The organism is Haloterrigena turkmenica DSM 5511 (assembly GCF_000025325.1).
Classification (GTDB): Archaea; Halobacteriota; Halobacteria; order Halobacteriales; family Natrialbaceae; genus Haloterrigena; species Haloterrigena turkmenica.
On sequence record NC_013743.1, the window covers coordinates 1,678,312 to 1,700,578 of the forward strand.

Consider the following 22,267-nt stretch of genomic DNA (forward strand, 5'->3'; position numbering starts at 1 on the left):
GGTCCGCGGCAGTAGCTCACGCGTTTCTGTGCCGGTAGCGCGGCCCCGACGGCCGCCGTCGTCAGTCGAAGTCCGGGAGATCCTCCGGCGGTTCGTACTCGGCCTCCCAGTCGATGTACTCCTCTTTGAGGATCACCGAGACGACCTGACCGAACTCGGTCAGTTCGGCGTTGATCGAGGAGACCGTCCCCCACGTATCGAGGCCCGGGTGATACTCCCGTGCCTGCCAGTCCTCGGGGATGCCGGGCGCGTGGTAGCCGACCCTGTCGGCGAAGTCGTCCCAGAAGAAGTCGAAGCCCGCGAAGAGATCCATCTCGCGGGCGATCTCGTACTCCCGTTCCTCGAGATCGGTGTCCTCGCGCCACTCCTCGAACGCCTCCTCCCAGGCGCCCGTCTCGAGGAACTCCTGGAGTTCCTCGCGCCGATAGTCGACGTCCCCGTCGGCGCTGATCGTCGCGTCCTCGTACTCGTTCGGGTCGACGAAGTTCAGTTCCGGCGGCTCGGGGGGTTCGACCTCGAGTGTCATGGCCGGACGTAGGACGGGTTCGCGGATAAGAATTCCCACCTCGGCGTCGCTCCAGGGCGCTCGGCCGGCGACTCGTTCGCCTACTCCCAGTCGTACCCGAACTCCTCGCTCCCCCGATGGATGTAATCGTTCTCGAGCACTTCGCTGACCGTCCGCGCGAGGTCGTCCAACTCCTCTTCGACGTCCTCGACGTCGTCCGACTCGAGACCCCCGTGAGCCGCGAACAGATCCTCGGGGACCGGTGGAACGCGGTAGCCGACGTCCTCGGCCGCCGGATTCCAGTAGAAGTCGAGTCGGCGGAGCAAGCCCGCCTCGCGGACGATCCGAAACGCCGCGTCAGACAGGTAGGTCCGGTCAGACCAGTCGTCGAAGGCGTCCTCCCAGGCGCCCGCCTCGAGCAGGTCGGCGAGGTCCTCGCGGTACGTGTCGTCGCCGGTTCGCTCCTCGGGTTCGTCGACGGCGTCGTAGTCTCCCGGATCTTGCGGTCCCCGAAGCGCGGGGGGATCGGGAACCTCGGTATCGAGCGTCATATCCGACCGTTCGGTCGACAGCGTGATGTGGATTGCCCCGGCGAGGGACCGGGTTCTCTCACAGAGTGTCCCCGCGATGGCCCCCACCGAACCGCGCGACGACCGCTGGCGCGGACGGACACGCTCCGCAGTCCCGCACAGTTATTTCGAACGACACCCAACTGTCACGTATGGGCAGCGAGAGCGGCGGCAGCTACACGCTGACGGAAATCTTCGCCATCAAGTTCGTCCTGGCCGACGTAGTGATTATCGCCGCCTTGCTACTGGCGGGGCCGCTGTGGGCGCTCGGACTCACCGCGCTGTTCGTGGCCAGCACGTTCCTCATCTGGTATCTCACCCGCCGCAGCGAGCGCGCCGACGCCGACCGTGCGGCCGAGCGAGACGCCGCCGAAGCCGCGTCCGAACGCCCGGAGGATACGAGCGATCCCGTCACGAGGCTGCAGGAGCGGTACGCCGACGGCGAACTCTCCGAAGCGGAGTTCGAGGCGAAACTGGACCGGCTGATCGAGTCCAACGAGCGGGCCGACGCCGCCGGAATCGAGACCGAAGAACTCGAACTCGAGCGATCGAACTGATCGGCGTCGCTCGACTGCGGGCCATCCCAACACTCAATCGCCGCCCGGCCGTAGTCCCGGCCGATGACCGACTACGAGGCGGCGATCCTCGACGTCGACGGCACGATCGTCCGCGGTGAGGAGTTGCTCCCGAACGCCACCGACGCCCTCCGCGACCTCGAGGACGTCGGCGTCGATCGACTCCTGTTCTCGAACAACCCGACGCGGGGCAGCGATCACTACGGGACGAAACTCGAACCCCACGGGATCGACGTCGATCCGGCGACCGTCCTCACCTCGGCGACGGTCTCGGCGGAGTACCTCGCGACGACCCATCCGGACGCGACGGTCTACCTCGTCGGTAGCGATCGGCTCCGGGCCATCCTCGAGGACGCGACCGTCGGACTGACCGACGACCCCGACGCCGCGGACGTCGTCCTGGGCTCGTTCGACGACGAGTTCTCTTTCGGCACGCTCTGGGAGTCCCTGCGGGCCCTCGAGGGGGACGTGCCCTTCTACGGGACCGATCCGGACGCGACGATCCCGATCGACGACGGCGAGATCCCCGGCTCCGGGGCGATCCTCGCCGCGATGGAGGCCGTCGCGGGCCGAGAGCCCGACGCGATCCTCGGGAAACCCTCGTCGGTCGCCGCGGCGGCGGCGATGGACCGCCTGAACGCCGCTCCCGACCGAACGCTGGTCGTCGGCGACCGGCTCAACACTGACATCGCACTGGGAGAGCGAGCCGGCATGACGACGGCGCTCGTGTTGACCGGCGTGACCGACCGAGCCGACGTCGAGTCGGCCGAGATCCAGCCCGATTACGTCCTCGAGTCCCTGGCCGACGTCGCGACGCTGCTATAGCGGCGCGATCGGCGACCGTTCGGTGTGAAATCTCCGGAATGGCCTCGAGTCCACCCTGATCGAGCCCGGAGCGACGATTCCGAAAATCGCGTGCTCGAGAGACATATTTATGAGTGACAGTAACGAACATCAAGCTATGAAACAGCGAATCAAGCACGTCTTGCTTCGAGCTCGGTACGCCGCAATCGGCGCGGCCGTCGGGGCCGCGATCGGCTCCGTCTTCAGTCGAAACGCCGCGAGCACCGGCGGTGCGATCGGTGCGATGGCCGGTGCGACCATCGCCGACACCCGTGAAACGGTGACGGCGATCCTCGACGAGGCGAAAGAACGGGATCTCGGTCCGCTGTCGGAAGACGCCGATACCGATCCGAACTAAGTCGGTTCCGTTTTCGCTGTGCGGCCGAGTCGACTGTTCGTTCGTCTCGATTCCGATCGTCAGGTCCGTTTGTAGCGTCGACTCCCGGTAGCATCCACTTCCCGCGGTCTCGAGCGACGGCGCTCACGGGCGGACACCCCGATCGCGGATGTAGGCCGTCGCTGCTCCGGCGGAGCCGCTCGGAATCGGTCGATCGCCGACGGACTCCACGCCGACGTTCGTCCCGGCTGCTCCGTCCTCGATCAGCGGTCGCTGTCGCTCTCGAGGGCCGCCTGCCGTAACGCTACCTCCTGTTCGCTGTCGGTGGTCAGGTCGGGCACCGTCGTCGGATTCTTCTCGTCGTCGATCGCGACGTAGACGAAGTACGATTCGGTCGTCGTCTCCCGCTCGCGCGTCCGCAGATCCTCGCGCTCGGCGACCAGCCGGACCTTCACGCTCGAGGTGCCCGCGTCGTAGACGTAGGCCGTGATGTAGGCGGTGTCGCCGACGTGGATCGGCCGCTCGAAGTTCATCCGATCGACGCGGGCCGTCACGCAGGTTTCGCCCGAAAACAGCATCGCGGACATGGCGCCGACCTCGTCCATCCACTTCATCACGTTTCCTCCGTGGGCCGTATCGAGCATGTTGGCGTGATTTGGCTGGACCATCTCGCGGTTCTCGACGAGCGTCTCGATGAGCGCAGTCATCGACCGTTCGTTCGGGACGGGCACAAACAGTCTTGTCGCCGCCTCGGCCCGCGATTATCCAGAGGGGCCGCTGCGGAAATCAATTATGTGCAATCGGATTGAAATCGGAATTATTATTTCCACCGGCTTCGATACTGGTAAAAGTCGTCGCCGAGTTGAACCGCTAATGAGCGATGCAGGTGACGCCGATGTGCCGGCGCCCCCCGACCCACCGGACGACGACCAGGGCACCGTCACCGTCCTCGGGACAGCCCATGTCTCGCAGTCGAGCGTCGACGAGGTCCACGAAACGATCGATCGCGAGCAACCGGACGTCGTCGCCGTCGAACTGGACGAAAACCGGTACCGCCAGATGCAGGGCGGTGCGCCGGACGACATCGAGGCGGGCGACCTCCTCTCGGGGAACACCGTCTTCCAGTTTCTGGCCTACTGGATGCTTTCCTACGTCCAGTCGCGGCTCGGCGACCAGTTCGACATCGAACCCGGCGCGGACATGCGCGCCGCCATCGAGGCCGCCGAACGCAACGGGAGCGGCGTCGCGCTGGTCGACCGAGACATCCAGGTGACGATCCAGCGGTTCTGGCGCGGGCTCTCGATCACCGAGAAGCTGAAGATGGTCGGCGGGCTCGCGCTGGGGGTCACCGATCCCCGAACCATCGGGCTCTCCTTCGGCGCCATCGGCGGCGCCCTCCTCGGGCTCCTCTTCGGCGCGTTCCTCGCCCCGCTGCTCGGACTGGGCGACACCCTGTTGCTCGGCATCACCGGCTCGACGACGCTGGCGGCCGCCGGCGCCGTCACCGCCGGTTCATTCGGCGGCGCCCTCGTCGGCCTCCTCTTTCTCCCCTCGCTCGAGTCGGTCGGGAGATCGAACGGCATCGCCGGCGGGTTCACGATACGGATCCTCGCCGGGATCGGACTCGGAATCGCTGCCTGCCTCGCGCTCGTCGCGGCGGAGGTCTCCGTCGGGCCGTTCTCCGCGGGGGCCTTCGAGAGCGTCGGTACCTACGCGGTCCGCGGGACGGTCGGTCTGTTGGCCGGCCTCGGCGTCGGCGTTCTCGTCGGCGCCGTCGTCGGGCTCTTCCTCGACGGCGTCAGCGGCGACGTCGACGAGATCGACGAAGTCGACATCGAGGAGATGACCGACGGCGACGTCGTCGCGGCGATGATGGAGGAGTTTCGTCAGTTCAGCCCGCGCGGCGCCAACGCCCTGATCGACGAACGCGACGCCTACATCGCCACCCACCTTCACCAACTCCGCGAGCAGGGGTACGACGTGCTCGCCGTCGTCGGCGCCGGGCACAAGGCCGGCATCGAGCGCCACCTCGAGAACCCGTCGGAAATCCCCTCCCTCGAATCGCTGTCGGGGACGACCTCGAGCAGCCGGTTCTCGCCGCTGAAGATCGTCGGCTACCTGCTGACGCTCGGCTTCGTCGCCTTCTTCTTCCTGCTGGTCATGGCCGGCGTTCAGGACACCTTCCTGCTCCAGTTGTTCGGGGCGTGGTTCCTGATCAACGGGATCTTCGCGTTCACGCTCGCTCGTCTCGCCGGAGCGCGCTGGATCAGCGCGGGCGTCGGCGGAGCCGTCGCCTGGCTGACGAGCATCAATCCGCTGCTGGCTCCGGGCTGGTTCGCCGGCTACGTCGAACTCAAATACCGGCCGGTCAACGTCCGGGACATCCAGACGCTAAACGAGATCATCGACGACACCGAGCGCCCGATCGAGGAGGCCTTCGCCGACATGTTCGAGGTGCCGCTGTTCCGGCTCATCATGATCGTCGCGCTGACCAACATCGGGAGCATGATCGCGAGCTTCCTGTTCGTGGTCGGCGTGTTGCCGTGGCTGGCGCCCGAAATCGGCGGTATCAACGCCCTGTTCGATGAACTCTTCCGCGGGGCCGAGAACACGCTCGAGTTGCTCCGGGGGCTGTTGACATGAGCACGCGAACGCGACAGCGGGCCGGGTCCGGCCCGGAACTGACCTTCAGCGACCGGGAGCTGATCGATCTCGCCGTGGCGTGGCTGACGCTGTCGGTCGCGTTCTCGCTGATATTCGTGCCGATCCACCGCGGCGGGAGCAGCGTCGGCTACTTCCTCGGAATGGTCGGATTGAGCCTCGTCACCGTCGGCGTCGCCTTCCTGTTACACGAGCTCGCACACAAGGTCGTCGCGATCGAACACGGCCAGCTCGCCGAGTTCCGCGCGGACTACCAGATGCTGTTTCTGGCGCTCATGGGCGCGCTCGTCGGCTTCCTCTTTGCCGCCCCCGGCGCCGTCTACCACCGCGGTCGGATCACCCAGCGGGAGAACGCAATGATCGCTCTCGCCGGACCCGTCACCAACCACCTGCTCGCGGTCATGTTCCTGCCGCTGGTGCTCCTGCCGGCCCCGCTCGGGACCATCGGCCAGATGGGCGTCTGGATCAACCTCGTGCTGGCCGCGTTCAATATGATCCCCTTCGGTCCGCTGGACGGCAAATCGGTCTACGACTGGCACAAGGGCGTGTTCGCGCTCGTGTTCGTCCCGAGCGTCCTGCTCGCGGGGTACGTAGTCCTGTTCGTCAATCCGTTCTGACGGCGATCGGCGATCCGTTCGGCGCCGAATCGGTTTTTCCGCCCATGGACGGTCTCGAGTCGGACAGCCCCCAGCGTCGACCGTGACGACGATCGACGGCGAACGACAGTGCCCGCGGCGACGGTTGCTGTGGAGACGCGGACTCGCGGTCGCTCGCCCGGACCGGTGACCTTTTGCTCGCCCCGGGAGGTCGTTCAGACATGACCGATTCAGCGGACGACGGGAGCGAGGAACGACTCACCTACGCGGAGACGGGCGTCGACATCGAAGCCAGCGAGGACGCGACCGCGGCCTTGCTCGAGGCCTTCGGCAGCGACCTGCGGACCGAGTACGCCGGCCTAATCGACATCGGCGACCGCTATCTGGCGCTGGCGACCGATGGCGTCGGCACCAAACTGCTGGTGGCGGAAGCCATCGAGGACTTCTCGACGATCGGCATCGACTGCATCGCGATGAACGTCAACGACCTCGTGGCCGCGGGCGTCGAGCCCGTGGCCTTCGTCGACTACCTCGCGATCGACGAACCCGACGAGGAGCTCACGAATCAGATCGGCGAGGGGCTCGCCGTGGGCTTAGAGGAGGCCGATCTGACGATGCTCGGCGGCGAGACGGCGGTCATGCCCGAGGTCGTCAAGGGATTCGATCTCGCGGGGACCTGCGCCGGCCTCGCCGGGAAAGACGAGATCTTCGAAGGCGAGGCGCAGGTCGGCGACGTCCTCGTCGGCTTCGCCTCGAACGGGATCCACTCGAACGGGCTCACCCTCGCCCGCGAGGCCGCGACGCGGGAGCACGACTACGCCGATCCGTTCCCGCCGAACCCCGAGCGGACGATCGGCGAGGAACTGCTCCGGCCGACCCGAATCTACACGGACTTGCTCGAGCCGATGCGCGACCACGGCGTGCGCGCGGCGGCCCACGTCACGGGTGGCGGCTGGACCAACCTGCACCGAATGGGCGAGTTCGAGTACGTCGTCGACGACCCGTTCCCCGCCCAGGCGGTTTTCGAGTTCGTCCAGGAGGAAGGGAACGTGACTGACGAGGAGATGCACCGGACGTTCAACATGGGAACCGGGTTCGTCGTCGCACTGCCCGAGGATCGCGCCGAGGACCTCGCGGCCGCCACCGACGGACGGATCATCGGCCGCGTCGAGGAGGGCGATTCGGTCGAGATCCGCGGGCTCTCGCTGTCCTGATCGAGACCCACCGCTCGGACTCGAGCGGTCGAGACGAAGAAGCGATCGTCGCGGCGCGATCAGAGCGTCGTGACCGGCGCGCTGGCGTTGCGGGCGACCGACTCGGGGACCGATCGGAAGACCGGCCGGAACGCCGTCGGCGGGTGGTCCGCGATGACGATGTGGTCGACCCCGTGCTCCGCCGCGTAGTCGGTGATCTCCCTCGCCGCGCCGCCCGAGCGGACGACCGGTTCGATCTCTCGGTCGTGGCGCTCGGCGAGTTCGTGCGCGCGGGAGAGGACCTGCTCGGCCCGTCGGCACTGGGCTCGCGTAAAACGATCCGGCGTCGGGAGCAGTTCCGCGCTCCGTTCGGCAGTCAGTTCGGGGATCACGTACTCGCAGGGATCCCGGCCGCCGAACCGGGCGAGCGGACCCGCCGCGTCGGTGACGTGGAGCACGGAAATTCTCGCCACGGGATACTCTCCGAACGCGTACTCGAGCGCCGCGTCCGACGCGTCTGTCCTGCCCATCGCCACCAGTACGTGCCGCCCCATACGCTCGGCTTCGAGCACCGGTGAGTTATTTGTTCCCGACAACAGATGGCGTCTTGAAGGCGGACGGACGAGAGCCCGGCTCGAGCGGACAGCGGACGCGTCGACGTGATGTGCGGCGATATCGCCCTGAACGACGTCGAACGCCGCGCGCACGGGCACGGCGTCGACCAGTGTGAGGGAGTGGTCCGAGCTCGCACGTACCAGTCGGTTCCCAGAGAGTTAGGCCGACCAAAACCTTTTTAGATTTAGGTATACCTAACTCCACGTGATGGACGTACCCGCCCGCAGGCAGGATTCCGACGCCGACGAAGAACCCGAGGAGCAGGCAGCGGTCGTTACCAGCCACGAGACGCGCCCCGGCAAGACCGTCTTCACCGAGCGCGACAACAACGACGGCTGGATCGCGACCGACCTCACCGTCGACCTCGAGCGCTGACCGTCGGGACGGGTCCGACACGACCTCCACGGCTCGACCGCACCGCTCGGCCGTCGCTGACCCGACGGACCGAACCGCCACGCCGACTGACCTCGGCAATGGATCCTCCCTCTTCGGTTTTGACGCCAGATAGCGTCTGCGAGGCGTCATCTTCAGTCCCCCGTTTCGGTTGGATTCGAGACCGAATCGGCTAGAGAGAGCCGAATGCATCGGTTCGTTCTTCGTACCGTTCGCGGTCCCGGCTTCGGTCACCGACTGAAAGCGGCTCGAACGATGCAGCGTTCTGCTACTTTCGCTGACACTGGGGATCTCCACACCCACCCCATCCGATTTCTGCTCACGGGCGCGCAGCGCCCTCTGCTCACGGCCTCCGGCCGTTCGCACGGTATGCGAGACCGCCGGTCTCGCACTATTCGCATGGTCCGCGGAACCGTTGGTTCCGCGCTACGCTCGTTTCACTCACTCGTTCCTCCGCACCATCGTCGGCCGACCTCGCAGTCGCTCACGGCTCCCTGTGGTCACCGTTCGCTTTCCGAGCTGCGAGCAGCGCGAGCATCTCGCGTCGCTCGGCCGACCGACAGCGCGCGCCGACCGTATGCCGGTTCAGCGGTTCGAAATAATACGTTGCGGAACGGACTCCGGGTATCGGTGTCACCCCTCGAGTGCAGAGGCTACTCGCTGACGTCTCGAGACGTCGTCGAAAAAACGCGGAGTCGATCGGCGACGCGGTTCGGTGACTGGCGATTCCGTCGCCCGATTACTTCGTGGCCTCCTCGAGGACGAGCGTGTCGTCCTCGAGGTAGTGTTCGAAGTGGTGGCCGTCTTCCTCGAGGTGGACGAGGATCTCGCGCAGCATCTCGCCGGTGGCGGGGTCGCCGAGGTTCTCGGCGAGTTCGATGCTGCCGCGCATCGACTCGATGATGTCACCGTACATCTCGAGGTCGTTCTCGAACATCGTGCGGACGTCGTAGACGTCCTCGCCCTCGAACTCGACGGTGGCGCGCTCCTCGAGGTTCGACGGGCCGGAGACGGGAACGCCGCCCAGCGCCTGGGCGCGCTCGGCGATGTGGTCGGCACCCTCTTCGACGTGCTCGTAGGCCTCTTCTAAGAACTCGTGGAGCGGCAGGAACTCGGCGCCCTCGACGACCCAGTGGTGCTTCTTGAGCTGGTGGTAGAGGACGTACGAGTTCGCGAGCTCCGTGTTCAGCGCGTCGACGATCTGTTCGGACTTCTCCTGATCGAGTCGGAGTTCGTTCCCCTCGACGCTGTCTGCCGACTGGCGGACGGTCTCTTGAGTGCTCATTGTATCCGAATAGACGCGCGCGTTCCCCTTAAAGATTTCCCATGCAAGAACATTTTTTCCGTAATCGAAAAGCACACTTCATCATATGCGCCATAGATTTTGGTCTACCTAACAACCACGCGTTACCGACCGAGGGCATCAACACCTACGTTATTTTTTCAACCATGAGTAAACTCTTTCAGTATGGCCCTCCAAGAGATAGGTATGGCAACGAGAGCCGCACAGCGGAGAGAGCGACTGTACATCGACGGTGAGTGGCTCGAGACCGAAAACGCGATCCCGGTCTCGGATCTCGCCGACGGAGGCACCTTCGCACAGGTGACCGCTGCGGATCCGGCTGCGGCCCACGCCGCCCTCGAGGCAGCCCACGAGATCAAGCCGCGCATGCGCGAGACGACGGTCGTCGAGCGCGCGACGTGGTGTGAAACGATCGCCGAGGGGCTGCGCGAGCGTGAGGAGGAACTCGCGGAGGTCATCGTCCGCGAGGCCGGGAAACCGATCTCCTCGGCCCGCGGCGAGGTCGGGCAGGCCGCCGAGCGATTCGACCGCGCGGCCGAGGAGGCTCGCAACGTCGTCAGCCAGGGCGAGTACCGGGAGGGCTCGACGGCCGGCCACGAGGGCTGGCAGGCGATCGTCAAACACGAGCCGATCGGCGCGGTGCTGTGTATCACGCCGTACAACTATCCGTTGGCGACCACGGCATTACAGGTAGCCCCTGCACTCGCCGCCGGTAACAGCGTCCTGCTCAAACCGGCCAGCAAGACGCCCATCTCGGCGGCGATCCTCGCCGACGTCATCAGCGAGGTCGACGGCATCCCCGACGGCGCGTTCAACTTCGTCCCGGGTGAGGCCAGCGAGATCGGCGACGTCCTGTCGGGCGACGACCGCGTCAACGCCATCGCGATGACCGGGTCTTCGGGCGCCGGCAAACACGTCGCCCGCGAGAGCGGCATGGTCAACCTGCACATGGAACTGGGCGGCAACGCCCCGGCGATCGTCTTCGAGGACGCCGACCTCGCCGACGTCGCGGGCAACTGCGCCAAGGGCTCGTTCAAGTACGCCGGCCAGCGCTGTTCGGCCGTCTCCCGGGTGCTCGCCCACGAGTCGGTCCACGACGAGCTCGTCGACCTGATCGATGGCCAGATGGACGCCTGGACCGCCGGTGACCTCTTCGAGGAGGACACCGCCTTCGGCCCGCTGATCAGCGTCGATCAGGCCGACTGGGTCGAAACGCTCGTCGAGGACGCTGTCGAGAAGGGCGCCGACCTCGTCCGCGGCGGGAGTCGCCACGCCCCCGAGGGCGTCCCGGATGAACTCGGCGACCAGTTCTTCGAGCCGACGCTGCTGGCGAACGTCCCCCACGACGCCCGCATCGTCGACGAGGAGCAGTTCGGCCCCATCGCCGTCGTCACGACCTTCAGCGACGAGGAAGAGGCGATCGAGATCGCCAACGGCTCCGATCTGGCCCTCGACGCGGCCGTCTTCACGAACGACCACAAGCGCGCGATGAACGTCGCGAACCGCGTCGACGCCGGCGCGGTCCGGATCAACGGCGCGCCGAGCCACGGGCTGGGCGACATCCCCTTCGGCGGCAACAAGGACTCCGGTATCGGCCGCGAGGGCCTCGACGCCTCGATCCACGAGATGATGCGCGAGAAGAGCATCATTCTGTAAGGCGACACCGATCTCTCTACGCTTTCTCTCGTTTCGACCGGCCGCTCGAGAGCGATAGCGCCGGCGCCGCTGCCAGCGTCGCGCCGCCGACGATCCGCCAGCGCTCGGTATCCATAAACCGCCGGCCGACGGATACGCAGACATGACTCGCGACGTACTCGTAGCCGGCGAGACGCTGATCGACTTCATCCCTGAGCGCCCCGGACCGCTCGAGGACGTCCCCGGTTTCGACCGCCGGCCCGGCGGCGCGCCGGCCAACGTCGCCGTCGGCCTCGCGCGACTCGAGGACCCGCCGCTGTTCTGGACCCGCGTCGGCGCGGACCCGTTCGGTCGGTACCTCGAGGGCGTCCTCGCGGACGAGGGACTCCCCGATCGGTTCGTCGAGCGCGACTCCGACGCGAAAACGACGCTCGCGTTCGTCACCCACGACGAGACCGGCGACCGCGAGTTCACCTTCTACCGCGAGGACACCGCCGACACCCGCTTCGAGCCCGGCCGGATCGACGACGCGACGCTCGAGTCCCTCGAGTGGGTCCACGCGGGCGGCGTCACCCTCGCCAGCGAGCCGGCTCGCGAGGCGACGCTCGACCTGCTCGAGCGGGCCGCCGCCGCGGGCTGTACGACCTCGTTCGATCCGAATTTCAGGCCCGAGCTCTGGCCCGACGAGGAGACGTTCGCCAGCGTCGGCCGCGAGGCGCTGGCCCACGTCGACGTCTGCAAGGCGACCGTCGGCGAACTCGAGCGGCTGGGCTTCGAGGCAACCGCTGACGGGTCCCGCTCGGCGCCGGACGCGATCGCTCGAGGGGTCCTCGAAGGCGGGACCGGCGGCGACGGACCGCACACCGTCTTCGTCACGCGCGGGAGCGAGGGCGCCGTCGCGGCCGCGTCGGAACGCGCGCCGTGGACCGACTCGCCGGGGAACGCCGAGTCGAACGTGCGCGTCGCGAGCCACGCCGGGTTCGACGTCGACGTGATCGATACGACCGGTGCGGGCGACGCGTTCGTCGCCGGCGCCATCGCCGCGTTTCGCGACGGCAGGTCGCTCGAGGAGACGCTCGCGTTCGCGGGCGCGGTCGCCGCGACGGCGACGACTGACGCGGGGGCGATGGCCGCCCTGCCGACCCGAAGCGCGGTCGAGTCGCTGCTCGAGGACGGCCCGAACTCGTAACGGAATCTCCGATTACCGGCGTCGAGGGAAATCCACACGGTCGCTGCAAGCCGACGGCATATCGCCGTTCGGGTCCCGTATGTGCCTATGTCTACGGATCTTCGCGACGGCCTCTCCTTCGGGAAGACGGTCGTCGGCGGTATTCAGGAGAAGAACGTGCCGTTCATGGCGGCGAGCATCGCCTATCAGGCGTTTATCTCGCTACTGCCGCTGCTCGTGCTCGTGTTCTTCCTCGTCACGTTCGTGGGCGGCGACGCGTTCGCCGATCAGGTCTCGACCGCGACGGAGGGCTTTCTCCCCGATAGCGGTCAGTTGTTAATCGAGAACGCGATCGAGGACTCACCGGCGTCGGCGGGGTCGACGATCATCGGTCTCGTCGTGCTGCTGTGGGGGTCGCTGAAGATATTCCGCGGGCTCGACACGGCGTTCTCGGAGATCTACGGGACGACCAACGAGAACTCGTTTTTCGACCAGATCCACGACGCGCTGATCGTCTTCGGCGTCATCGGCGGCGCACTCATCTTCGCGGCCGTCGCGACCGCGATCGTCGCGCTCCTGCCGGAGATCCCCTTCCTCGGCGTCGCGCAGTCGATCCTGCTGTTCGTCGTCCTCGCGATCGCGTTCTTCCCGATGTACTACTACTTCCCCGACGTCGGCTCCTCGAAGCGACAGGTGATCCCCGGCGTCGTCGTCGCGGCCCTCGGCTGGACGCTGCTCCAGTCGCTGTTCCGCGTGTACGTCTCTTTCGCCTCCAGTTCGGAATCCGCGGGCCCGCTTGGCGCCATCCTCCTGCTGTTGACGTGGCTCTACTTCGGCGGGATGATCCTGCTGGTGGGCGCCGTCATCAACGCCATCGGGACGGGCTACCTCGAGCCCGGCGCCGACGAGGAGGCAGCGGATGAGACCGGCGACGAGACGGCCGCTCTCGAGGAGGACTCGATCGCCGCGACCGACCGCGACCCCTTCGTCGACGACGGCGCGCGGGAGCGCGAGCAACTCGCCGCCCAAGTCGAGACCCTCCGGCGCGAGCGCGACCAACTGGAAAACGACCTGAACGCCCAGCGCGAGCGCCGCTACCGGCTCGAGGATCGCGTCGACGACCTCGAGGCGAGCGCGGAGCGCCTGGAGGCGACGGTCGAGAACCTCGAGACCGAGAACGAACGCCTGCGTCGCGAACTCGAGGAGCGACGGGAGACGGAGCCGGCGTGGCGACGCGGGGCTCGAACGGTGTTGCGCCACGTCCGGACGCTGAACGTCGGCACCGTCGAGCGACGGAAGTAGCGACTGTCAGCCGTCGATCGAACACACTCTCTCCGTTCGACGGGAGAGTCGAGACATCTTAGTGATTCCCGCCGCCACTCACACTCGTGTCGCATCCGGTTCGAGACGCGCGCCGTCGGATCCAGACCGAACACGCCCCGGTCGTCGAGGCGATACAGGACTGCGCCGACCGGATCGCCGAGCCCTGGGATACGTCGCGGACCACCGACCGGACAACCGTCACCGACGGCCTCCGGTCGGAACTCGAGGCGTCCGGGCTGCTTGAGCGACTGCCGGTGGTGCTGGCCGACGTCGTCGCGGCGACGGGCCACGAGCTGTCGGCCCAGCCGGTCGCCGGGCCGCCGTACGTCGTCGTCACGAGCCGTGGCCCCGTCCTTCGGGCGACGATCGGTCCCGGACGCCTGGTGATCCGCTTCGACGTCTTCGACGTCGTCCGCGATGCCGACCCCGGCCAGCCACCGGCGTACCGACGCCACAACGGCGTCGAACTCGGCGTCTCGCTCGAGTGAGTCCGCCGATTTTCGCGGAGTCATTTCTCGTCGTTCGGTTTCCTCGCCACCGGAACCCGCTCGTCGCTCGGTTAGTAACAACGCCCCCTATAGCTACCTCGAGTTAATAACTCGCATCAGTGGTATAATAACGCTTTTATCCGACCGGACGTATTTCCGGATATGAACCGAACACGGCGGTCGCTGCTGGGTGCCGGTGGGACCCTTCTCGCTGCGAGCGCGTTTGCCGGCTGTCTCGACGATTTAGACCTCGCAGAACAGGAGTACGACACGGGGTACGCCGCCCTCTTTAGCCTCTGGGACTGGGCCGATCAGGTCAGCGGCGAGACGATGACGTTCAAGAACCCGGTAGGAACCGGCGAGTCGGGCCACGGCTGGAGTCCGCCGGGCGACCTCACCCGCGACGTCGCCGACGCGGGCGTCTTCGTCTATCTCGACACGCCCGAGTTCTCGTGGGCCCAGGACATCGCGTCGACGCTCGAGGGGGACTACGACGACGTGATCGTCGTCGACGGCTTCGCGGGACTCGACGATCAATTGCTCGAGTGGGACCACGAGACCGGGTCCGACGGACACGATCACGAGAGCGATAACGAGACGCACGAAGACGGTGAGCACAGTCACGAAGACGAGAACCACAGCGAGGACGGCGACCATGAGCACGATCGCTCTTCGTTCGATCCCCACGCCTGGCTCGATCCCGTCCTCGCGCGGGACATCCTCGAGAACATCGTCGACGGCCTCGTCGAGGCCCATCCCGACGAAGAGGAGACGTTCCGAGCCAACGCCGACGAGTACGCCGCTGTCCTCGAGGACGTCGATCAGCAACTCGAGGCGCTCGTCGAGGACGCGGAGCGCCAGACCGCCGTCTTCGCCGGCCACGATTCCTTCACCTATCTCGAGGAGCGCTACGGCTTCGAACTGCACACGCCCGTCGGGGTCTCCCCCAACGAGGAGCCGAGCCAGGGAGAGATTTCGGAGACCATCGATCACATCGACGAGAACGGGGTCGACACGATCCTCTACGACGCCTTCGACGCCCCCGAAGGCCAGTACCCTCCTCTCGTCGAGACGCTCCTCGACGACAGCGACGCGACCGACGCGATGCCCCTCTCGACGGCTTCGGGGACCCTCGCCTCGTGGGAGGACGAAGGCTGGGGCTACCGTGAGCAAATGGAAGAGATAAACATCCCCGCGTTCAGAGAAGCACTAGACGCACAGTGACCGTCGTCGACATCCAGAACGTGACGTTCGCCTACGGTGACCAGCCCGCGGTCCGCGACGTCTCCTTAGCCGTCGAGGAGGGCGATCTGCTCGGACTGATCGGCCCCAACGGCTCCGGGAAGACGACACTCTTGCATCTCATGCTCGGTCTTCTCAGCCCCGACAGCGGCCGGATCGAACTCTTCGGCGAACCGGTCGACGAGTTCGACGACGGCGAGCGGATCGGCTACGTCTCCCAGCAGGCGACCAGCGGCGGCGGGACGATGCCGGTCACCGTCCGCGAGGCCGTGACCATGGGTCGGTTCGCCCACGTCGGCCACGGCCGGATTCGGGAGGAAGACCGCGAGATCGTCGCCGACGCCATCGAGACGGTCGGCATCGAGGACCTCGCCGACCGACAGGTCAACCAGCTCTCGGGCGGCCAGCGACAGCGCGCCTACATCGCGCGGGCGCTGGCCTCCGAGGCCGATCTGCTCGCACTCGACGAGCCGACCGTCGGGGTCGACGCCGAGTCCCGCGACGCCTTCTACCAGTTGCTCGAGTCGCTCAACGAGGACGGGATCACGATCATCCTGATCGAGCACGACATCGGCGTCGTCACGGACCGCGCGAACCGAATCGCCTGTATCAACACAGAACTGTACCACCACGGCGACACCGAGTCGTTCGTCGAGAGCGACGCGCTCACCGAAGCTTACGGGGCGACGGGACAGGTCGTCCACCACCACCATTGAGACGCTGATATCGAGAGACTGAGATACGAGTTATGCACCGCGAGACGAGACTTCGGCTGGAACTGATCGGAATCGGCGCGACGGGACTGCTGGCGGCGGTTATGATCGGCTTTCTCGCCCTCGACTATCTGCAGGACTACACCGTCGCGGGAGCGCTGTACGAACAGTACCGCATCGCCGGCCGGCTGCTGGACTACGTCCTCGGGACGAACGTCTTCAGACATCCGTTCATGTGGCGCTCGATCGCGACGGGGGTCCTGATCGGGATCGTCGCGCCGCTCGTGGGGACGTACCTCGTCCACCGCGAGATGGCGCTGATCGGCGAGACGCTCGCCCACACGGCCTTCGCCGGCGTCGCGATCGGCTTGCTGTTCAGCGCCACGACGGATCTGGGCGTCTCGCTGCTGCTGGCGGCGCTGGTCGTCGGGATCCTCGGCGCGCTCGGCGTCCAGTGGCTGACCGAACACACCGACACCTACGGCGACGTGCCGATCGCGATCATGCTGACCGGCAGCTTCGCCGTCGGGACGCTCATCATCAGCTACGGTCGGGGCATGACCGGGATCAACGTCGAGGACTACCTCTTCGGGAGCATCTCCGTCGTCACGCCCGGCGGCGCGCGGCTGATGGCCGTACTGAGCGTCCTCGTCGTCGCCGTCGTCGTCGCGACCTACAAGCAGCTCCTCTTTATCACGTTCGACGAGCAGGCCGCCCGCGTCGCGCGGCTCAACGTGACCTGGTACAACACCCTGCTGATCGTCATGACGGCCGTGGTCGTCGTCGGCGCGATGCAGATCCTCGGCGTCATCCTCGTCGCCGCGATGCTCGTCATCCCGGTCGCGGCCGCCACGCAGATCGCTCACAGCTTCCGCGAGACGCTGTTCTGCTCGATCCTGTTCGGGCAGGTGTCGATCCTCGGCGGCTTCGCCGTCTCGATCGGCGGCAGTCTGCCGACCGGCGGCTCGATCGTCGTCGTCGCCATCGCCTGTTACCTGCTCGCGATCGCCGCCTCGAGTCGGTCGACGGCGGCGATTTCGACGCACTGACGACCTCAGGCGCGGCTATCGGAGCGAAATTCGTCGACGAGTTGGACGACCGCGCCGAGCCCGGAAGCGATAACGCCGATCGGAACGAGCAGGAGCCCGATACCGACGACGGAGCCGAGGGGGAGGAACAGGTCGAACACCAGCGAGGCCAGCATGGGAACGACCAGCAGAACGATCGAGAGGCCCCCGGCGACGGCTCCCAGCGTGAGTAACCGTCGCGGCAGATTCGTCGGATCACGGAAGTGAGTGACCAGGAACAGGAGTCCCGCCTCCGCGATCGTCAGGACGCCGACGATCGCGCACAGCATCACGAAGAGACCGGTGAGACCGGCCGCGAACCCGTCTCCGGGGGGATTGTCTGGAATCGTCTCGAAGAACAGCACCGCGGTCAGGAGGCTGATCGCACCCAGCACCGCGGTGCCGGCAGCGATCGCGCGGGGACGGTGAACGGACATCGGTTGAACGTGTTCCATTCCCTACAGGTAGGTGTTAAACGTTCGCATCGTCGCGTCCGGCGGCACCGAACACGGTCGTATCGATCCCCCGATCGCATGCGGGCGTCGGCGATCAAGTTGCGGATCTTCTCTCCCCGCTGGAACAGGCCCCACCCTTAACACGCCGCTGGGCGAAGCCTCGAACGATGGGACGGTTAGCCGAACTTTTCGACCCCGAGACCGTCGCCGTGGTCGGCGCGACCGACCGCGAGGGCGCCGTCGGCCGCGCGATCACCGCGAACCTGCGAGACCGGTTCGACGGCGAGGTCGTGCCGATCAATCCCGGCCGCGACGAGGTGCTCGGGCTCGAGTGCTATTCGGACGTGTCGAGTGCGCCGCCGATCGATCTGGCGGTGGTCGTCGTACCGCCCGACGCGGTGATCGACGCGCTGAACGATCTCGGCGAGGCCGGGACGCGAAACGTCGTCGTCATCACCGCCGGCTTCTCGGAGACCGGCGGCGAGGGGGCCGACCGCGAACGGCGGCTGCGCGAGGTCGCCGAGGAGTACGACCTCAACGTCGTCGGCCCCAACAGCCTCGGGGTCATGGCCACGCCGAGCGGCATGAACGCCACCTTCGGCCCCGAGCACGCCCTCGAGGGCTCGATCTCATTCATGAGCCAGTCGGGCGCGTTCATCACGGCCGTCTTAGACTGGGCCAACGAGCAGGAGATCGGCTTCCAGGACGTCGTCTCGCTCGGGAACAAGGCCGTGCTCGACGAGACGGACTTCGTCCGCGAATGGGGCGACGACCCAGATACCGACGTCATCATCGGCTACCTCGAGGACATCGACGACGGGCAGGAGTTCATCGAGGCCGCCCGCGAGGTGACCGACGACACCCCGATCGTCCTCGTCAAGTCCGGCCGGACCGACGCCGGCGCGCAGGCCGCCTCCTCGCACACGGGCGCGATCGCCGGCAGCGAGCGCGCCTACGAGGCGGGGCTCGAGCAGGCCGGCGTCCTCCGCGCCCGCTCGGTCCAGGAGCTGTTCGACTACGCGCGAGCGCTCGCGGGACTCCCCGAACCCGAATCCGACGGTGTCGCCGTCGTCACCAACGCCGGCGGGCCCGGTGTGCTCACCACCGACGCCGTCGGCGACTCGACCCTCGAGATGGCCGGCTTCACCGACGAAACGATCGACCGACTCTCCGAGGCGATGCCCGACGAGGCCAACGTCTACAATCCGATCGACGCCATCGGCGACGCCGACGTCGACCGGTTCGGCGAGGCCTTAGAGATCGCACTCGAGGACCCCAACGTCGGCAGCGCGGTCGTCGTCGCGGCGCCGACGGCCGTCCTCTCCTACGACGAGTTGGCGGAGACGGTCATCGACAAGCTCGAGGCCCACGACACGCCCGTCGTCACCTGTCTGATGGGCGGCGGGCGTGCCCGCGACGCCGAGGAGACGCTGCGCGAGTCGGGGATTCCGAACTACTTCGACCCCTCGCGGGCGGTCTCCGGACTGGACGCCCTCGCCCGGTTTCGGGACATCCGCGAGCGGACCGTCGGCGAGCCCGAGCGGTTCGACGTCGATCGGAAGCGTGCCCACGAGATTCTCGAGCGCGCCCGCCGACGGGACGACAACCGGCTCGGCGTCGAGTCGATGGAGCTGCTCGAGGCCTACGGAATCCCGACGCCCGACGGCGAGATCGTCGACGATCCGGATCGAGCGCGCGAGGTGGCCGAGTCCATCGCGGGCGACGTCGTGATGAAGATCGTCAGCCCCGACATCTCCCACAAGTCCGACATCGGCGGCGTCAAGGTCGGCGTCCCGGACGACGAGGTCTACGACGCCTACGAGGACCTCGTCGCTCGTGCGCGCAACTACCAGCCCGACGCGACGATCCTCGGCGTTCAGGTCCAGGAGATGCTGGACCTCGAGACCGCCACCGAGACCATCGTCGGAATGAACCGCGACCCGCAGTTCGGCCCGCTGTTGCTGTTCGGCCTCGGCGGTATCTTCGTCGAGATCTTAGAGGACACGTCGGTCCGCGTCGCCCCGATCGGCGAGAGCGAGGCCCGCGACATGATCGACGAGATCCAGGCCGCGCCGCTGTTGCGTGGCGCCCGCGGGCGCGAGCCCGCCGACGTCGAGGGCGTCGTCGAGACGATCCAGCGGCTCTCGCAGCTGGTGACCGACTTCCCGGCGGTCCTCGAACTCGACGTTAACCCGCTCGTGGCGGGGCCCGATGGCGTACAGGCAATCGACCTGAGACTCACCGTCGATCCGGACGAACTCCCGGACGAGACGGACACGGAGGACGAATACGTATGAGCGACACTGACCCCACTGACACCGACACCACTCCCGACGACACCGAGACGACCGACGGTCGGCAGCCCGACGAGCAGCAGGGTGACCGACGGTCGACTGACGCCGCCACGACTGCGAGTGACACCGATACGATCCTCGTCAGTTCGCTCGCGGAGAGCACCGGCAAGACGGCGATCACGCTGGCACTGGCCCGGCTCGCGGCCGAGGAAGGCGACAGCGTCGGCTACATGAAACCGAAGGGCACCCGACTCGAGAGCAACGTCGGAAAGACCCTGGACGAGGATCCGTTGCTCGCACGCGAACTGCTCGACCTCGAGGCCGAGATGCACGATCTGGAGCCCGTCGTCTACTCGCCGACGTTCGTCGAGCAGGCGATCCGCGGCCGCGAGGACCCCGACGAGATCCGCGAGCGCGTGGTCGAGGCCTTCGAGACGCTCGCCGACGGCCGAGACCGCATGTTCGTCGAGGGCGGCGGCGAGTACGACGTCGGCGGTATCGTCGACCTCACCGACGCCGACGTGGCGGAACTTCTGGACGCCCGCGTCGTCCTCGTGGCTTCCCACGAGGTTCCGGGCGATATCGACGACGTGCTCGCCGCGGTCGACGCCTTCGGCGACCGACTCGCCGGCGTCATCTACAACGACGTCGCGGACGCCGTCTACGATACGCTCGAGACCGACGTCGTCGCCGCGCTCGAGGAGCGCGGGATTCCGGTCTTCGGCGTGCTCCCTAGCGAGCGGACGCTCTCGGGGGTCACCGTCGGCGAACTGGCCGAAGAGCTCGGCGCCTCGATGCTCGTCGAAGACGGACGGGACGCCTACGTCGAGCGGTTCAGCGTCGGCGCGATGGGCGCCGACAGCGCCCTGCGCCACTTCCGCCGGACGAAAGACGCGGCCGTTATCACCGGCGGCGACCGCGCCGAGATCCACACCGCCGCGCTCGAGGCGCCGGGCGTGCGCTGTCTCATCCTGACCGGCGGCCACCGCCCGTCGGGCGCGATCATCGGTCAGGCCGCCGAGAAGGGGATGCCGATCCTCTCGGTGCAGACGGATACGCTGACGACCGTCGAACGCGCCGAGGACGTCGTCCGGAGCGGCCGCACGCGCGACGCGGAAACCGTCGACCGGATGGCGGAACTGCTGACCGACCACACGGCGGTCGACTCGATTCTGGACGGTTCTCGCTAGGGCCCTCGAGTCTCGGTTCGGCCGTCGATCACACCTGAACGGATCGTTTACGGCCGGCGTCGGGTCACCGAGAATTGACCCACCCGAATCGGGGAGGAGGTGCCGTCTCCGCTGTGGCGTCGTCCGGCATCAATTCGAGGAGAGTCCGATCGTTCTTGGCACCCTACTTACATGTGAGTGATACACAACCGATCCAAATCGTGTTGGGAAACCGCTTATCGCCCTGTAACGACATTCACTGGATACGGAACAGAAACCGATACCCTCTCACTCAGACTTCGCTGCCCAGTGGCGCCTGAATGGCAGAACACACTAATTCAGGACCATACGTAACGATATCCCATTCGTTTTAATTAGATACATCCATAGTAACATTTTGGTCATGAGGGGCAAACAGAAGGTTTACGTATCCTTGGTTTTCTTCTGAGAATGTACGATATGATGCCCAAAACAGACCGCCGCTCCTCCACGGGCACGCCCTCCCACGACCCTCCGTCCGACGAACCCGAAGCACTCTCGCCGGACGATATCTTTCACATTCTCCAGACGAACCGCAGACGAGACGCGATCTCGTATCTTCTGGACCGGGAGGGACCGGTCAAGATGAGTGACATCGCCGAGCACGTATCGGCGAAGGAACACGAGACGACCGTCGCGGAGTTGACGTCGACCCAACGGCAGCGCGTGTACATCCCGCTCTATCAGTCCCACCTCCCGAAACTCGATGAGAAGGGAGTCATCGACTACAACAAGCCCCGCGGTATCGTCCGGCCGACCGAACGCATCGAAGTGTTCCGACCGTATCTCGAGGCCGCCGAGTCGAACGAGAGTCCGGATCAGCCGGACGCCGACGATGGACTCGTCGATCAGTTGTTCGATGGCACCCACGCGATGTTCGTCGGGGCGAGCGTCGGCCTGCTCGCGGCGTCCGTAAGCGGACTCCTCGTGATTCCCCAACTGACGCTCGTGGCCATCATCGGGCTCCTGTTCGTCCTGACGACGATCAAGACGAATCTAGTCGACTCCGCCGCGACGAAGCACACCGGCGACGGACGACTCTCGTAGTGACGAGCGCTCGAGCCGAACCGGTCCGATCGGCTCG

Annotated in this window: 23 protein-coding genes; 17 read left to right on the forward strand and 6 right to left on the reverse strand. The window is 66.6% G+C overall.

Annotation, left to right across the window (positions count from 1 at the left end):
- Positions 1-61: 61 nt before the first annotated feature.
- Complete coding sequence (locus tag HTUR_RS07930; protein ID WP_012942799.1) at positions 62-526, reverse strand: hypothetical protein; 465 nt, start codon at positions 524-526, stop codon at positions 62-64.
- A gap of 80 nt (positions 527-606) precedes the next feature.
- Complete coding sequence (locus HTUR_RS07935; RefSeq protein ID WP_012942800.1) at positions 607-1,056, reverse strand: hypothetical protein; 450 nt, start codon at positions 1,054-1,056, stop codon at positions 607-609.
- Positions 1,057-1,226: 170 nt separating this feature from the next.
- Here HTUR_RS07935 and HTUR_RS07940 point away from each other — a divergent pair, with 170 nt between their 5' ends.
- The 3 genes from HTUR_RS07940 (at position 1,227) to HTUR_RS07950 (ending at position 2,850) form a co-directional block, all read left to right on the forward strand.
- Positions 1,227-1,631 carry an SHOCT domain-containing protein gene (locus tag HTUR_RS07940; RefSeq protein ID WP_012942801.1) on the forward strand — a complete coding sequence of 135 codons (405 nt, stop codon included), beginning with the start codon at positions 1,227-1,229 and terminating at the stop codon, positions 1,629-1,631.
- Between the two features lie 63 nt (positions 1,632-1,694).
- Positions 1,695-2,474, forward strand: coding sequence for an HAD-IIA family hydrolase (locus HTUR_RS07945; RefSeq protein ID WP_012942802.1), 780 nt, complete (start codon positions 1,695-1,697; stop codon positions 2,472-2,474).
- A 136-nt stretch (positions 2,475-2,610) separates the two neighbouring features.
- The gene (locus tag HTUR_RS07950) at positions 2,611-2,850 is read left to right on the forward strand and encodes a glycine zipper 2TM domain-containing protein (RefSeq protein ID WP_012942803.1); all 240 of its coding nucleotides are present in this window, start codon (positions 2,611-2,613) and stop codon (positions 2,848-2,850) included.
- A 242-nt stretch (positions 2,851-3,092) separates the two neighbouring features.
- Here the strand turns inward: HTUR_RS07950 and HTUR_RS07955 are convergent, their stop codons facing one another.
- Positions 3,093-3,536, reverse strand: coding sequence for an acyl-CoA thioesterase (locus HTUR_RS07955; protein ID WP_012942804.1), 444 nt, complete (start codon positions 3,534-3,536; stop codon positions 3,093-3,095).
- A gap of 166 nt (positions 3,537-3,702) precedes the next feature.
- Here HTUR_RS07955 and HTUR_RS07960 point away from each other — a divergent pair, with 166 nt between their 5' ends.
- The 3 genes from HTUR_RS07960 (at position 3,703) to purM (ending at position 7,300) form a co-directional block, all read left to right on the forward strand.
- Complete coding sequence (locus HTUR_RS07960) at positions 3,703-5,472, forward strand: TraB/GumN family protein (protein ID WP_012942805.1); 1,770 nt, start codon at positions 3,703-3,705, stop codon at positions 5,470-5,472.
- Positions 5,469-6,107 carry a metalloprotease gene (locus HTUR_RS07965; protein ID WP_012942806.1) on the forward strand — a complete coding sequence of 213 codons (639 nt, stop codon included), beginning with the start codon at positions 5,469-5,471 and terminating at the stop codon, positions 6,105-6,107. Before HTUR_RS07960 ends, HTUR_RS07965 begins: the two co-directional genes overlap by 4 nt.
- A gap of 200 nt (positions 6,108-6,307) precedes the next feature.
- Complete coding sequence (gene purM, locus HTUR_RS07970) at positions 6,308-7,300, forward strand: phosphoribosylformylglycinamidine cyclo-ligase (protein ID WP_012942807.1); 993 nt, start codon at positions 6,308-6,310, stop codon at positions 7,298-7,300.
- 59 nt (positions 7,301-7,359) lie between these two features.
- On the opposite strand, the gene HTUR_RS07975 is transcribed toward purM, so the two are convergent.
- Positions 7,360-7,833: a universal stress protein gene (locus HTUR_RS07975; RefSeq protein ID WP_012942808.1), complete on the reverse strand. Its 474-nt coding sequence runs from the start codon at positions 7,831-7,833 to the stop codon at positions 7,360-7,362.
- A 268-nt stretch (positions 7,834-8,101) separates the two neighbouring features.
- Between HTUR_RS07975 and HTUR_RS27325 the strand changes: the two genes are divergently transcribed.
- Complete coding sequence (locus tag HTUR_RS27325; protein WP_012942809.1) at positions 8,102-8,269, forward strand: DUF7331 family protein; 168 nt, start codon at positions 8,102-8,104, stop codon at positions 8,267-8,269.
- Between the two features lie 757 nt (positions 8,270-9,026).
- Here the strand turns inward: HTUR_RS27325 and dpsA are convergent.
- Positions 9,027-9,572 (reverse strand): DNA starvation/stationary phase protection protein DpsA, encoded by a 546-nt coding sequence (gene dpsA, locus HTUR_RS07980; RefSeq protein WP_012942810.1) that lies wholly within the window; start codon positions 9,570-9,572, stop codon positions 9,027-9,029.
- A gap of 204 nt (positions 9,573-9,776) precedes the next feature.
- Between dpsA and HTUR_RS07985 the strand changes: the two genes are divergently transcribed.
- The 7 genes from HTUR_RS07985 (at position 9,777) to HTUR_RS08015 (ending at position 17,208) form a co-directional block, all read left to right on the forward strand.
- A complete protein-coding gene (locus HTUR_RS07985) occupies positions 9,777-11,246 on the forward strand; it encodes an aldehyde dehydrogenase family protein (RefSeq protein WP_049941848.1) in 1,470 nt (489 codons plus the stop codon).
- Between the two features lie 142 nt (positions 11,247-11,388).
- On the forward strand, positions 11,389-12,414 hold the full coding sequence (locus HTUR_RS07990; RefSeq protein WP_012942812.1) for a carbohydrate kinase family protein: 1,026 nt from the start codon (positions 11,389-11,391) through the stop codon (positions 12,412-12,414).
- A gap of 87 nt (positions 12,415-12,501) precedes the next feature.
- The gene (locus tag HTUR_RS07995) at positions 12,502-13,695 is read left to right on the forward strand and encodes a YihY/virulence factor BrkB family protein (protein WP_012942813.1); all 1,194 of its coding nucleotides are present in this window, start codon (positions 12,502-12,504) and stop codon (positions 13,693-13,695) included.
- 86 nt (positions 13,696-13,781) lie between these two features.
- Positions 13,782-14,204: a hypothetical protein gene (locus tag HTUR_RS08000; protein ID WP_012942814.1), complete on the forward strand. Its 423-nt coding sequence runs from the start codon at positions 13,782-13,784 to the stop codon at positions 14,202-14,204.
- 162 nt (positions 14,205-14,366) lie between these two features.
- Positions 14,367-15,428, forward strand: coding sequence for a metal ABC transporter substrate-binding protein (locus HTUR_RS08005; protein WP_012942815.1), 1,062 nt, complete (start codon positions 14,367-14,369; stop codon positions 15,426-15,428).
- The gene (locus HTUR_RS08010; RefSeq protein ID WP_012942816.1) at positions 15,425-16,162 is read left to right on the forward strand and encodes a metal ABC transporter ATP-binding protein; all 738 of its coding nucleotides are present in this window, start codon (positions 15,425-15,427) and stop codon (positions 16,160-16,162) included. The genes HTUR_RS08005 and HTUR_RS08010 overlap by 4 nt, the downstream gene beginning before the upstream one ends.
- Positions 16,163-16,194: 32 nt before the next feature.
- Positions 16,195-17,208, forward strand: a complete 1,014-nt coding sequence (locus tag HTUR_RS08015) for a metal ABC transporter permease (protein WP_012942817.1) — start codon at positions 16,195-16,197, stop codon at positions 17,206-17,208.
- A gap of 5 nt (positions 17,209-17,213) precedes the next feature.
- On the opposite strand, the gene HTUR_RS08020 is transcribed toward HTUR_RS08015, so the two are convergent.
- Positions 17,214-17,681 carry a hypothetical protein gene (locus tag HTUR_RS08020; RefSeq protein ID WP_012942818.1) on the reverse strand — a complete coding sequence of 156 codons (468 nt, stop codon included), beginning with the start codon at positions 17,679-17,681 and terminating at the stop codon, positions 17,214-17,216.
- 167 nt (positions 17,682-17,848) lie between these two features.
- Between HTUR_RS08020 and HTUR_RS08025 the strand changes: the two genes are divergently transcribed.
- From HTUR_RS08025 to HTUR_RS08035, 3 genes are all read left to right on the forward strand, one after another.
- Positions 17,849-19,978 (forward strand): acetate--CoA ligase family protein, encoded by a 2,130-nt coding sequence (locus HTUR_RS08025; RefSeq protein ID WP_012942819.1) that lies wholly within the window; start codon positions 17,849-17,851, stop codon positions 19,976-19,978.
- Positions 19,975-21,165 carry a phosphotransacetylase family protein gene (locus HTUR_RS08030; RefSeq protein WP_012942820.1) on the forward strand — a complete coding sequence of 397 codons (1,191 nt, stop codon included), beginning with the start codon at positions 19,975-19,977 and terminating at the stop codon, positions 21,163-21,165. The genes HTUR_RS08025 and HTUR_RS08030 overlap by 4 nt, the downstream gene beginning before the upstream one ends.
- Before the next feature lie 441 nt (positions 21,166-21,606).
- Positions 21,607-22,230, forward strand: a complete 624-nt coding sequence (locus HTUR_RS08035) for a DUF7344 domain-containing protein (RefSeq protein ID WP_148225381.1) — start codon at positions 21,607-21,609, stop codon at positions 22,228-22,230.
- Positions 22,231-22,267 lie beyond the last annotated feature (37 nt).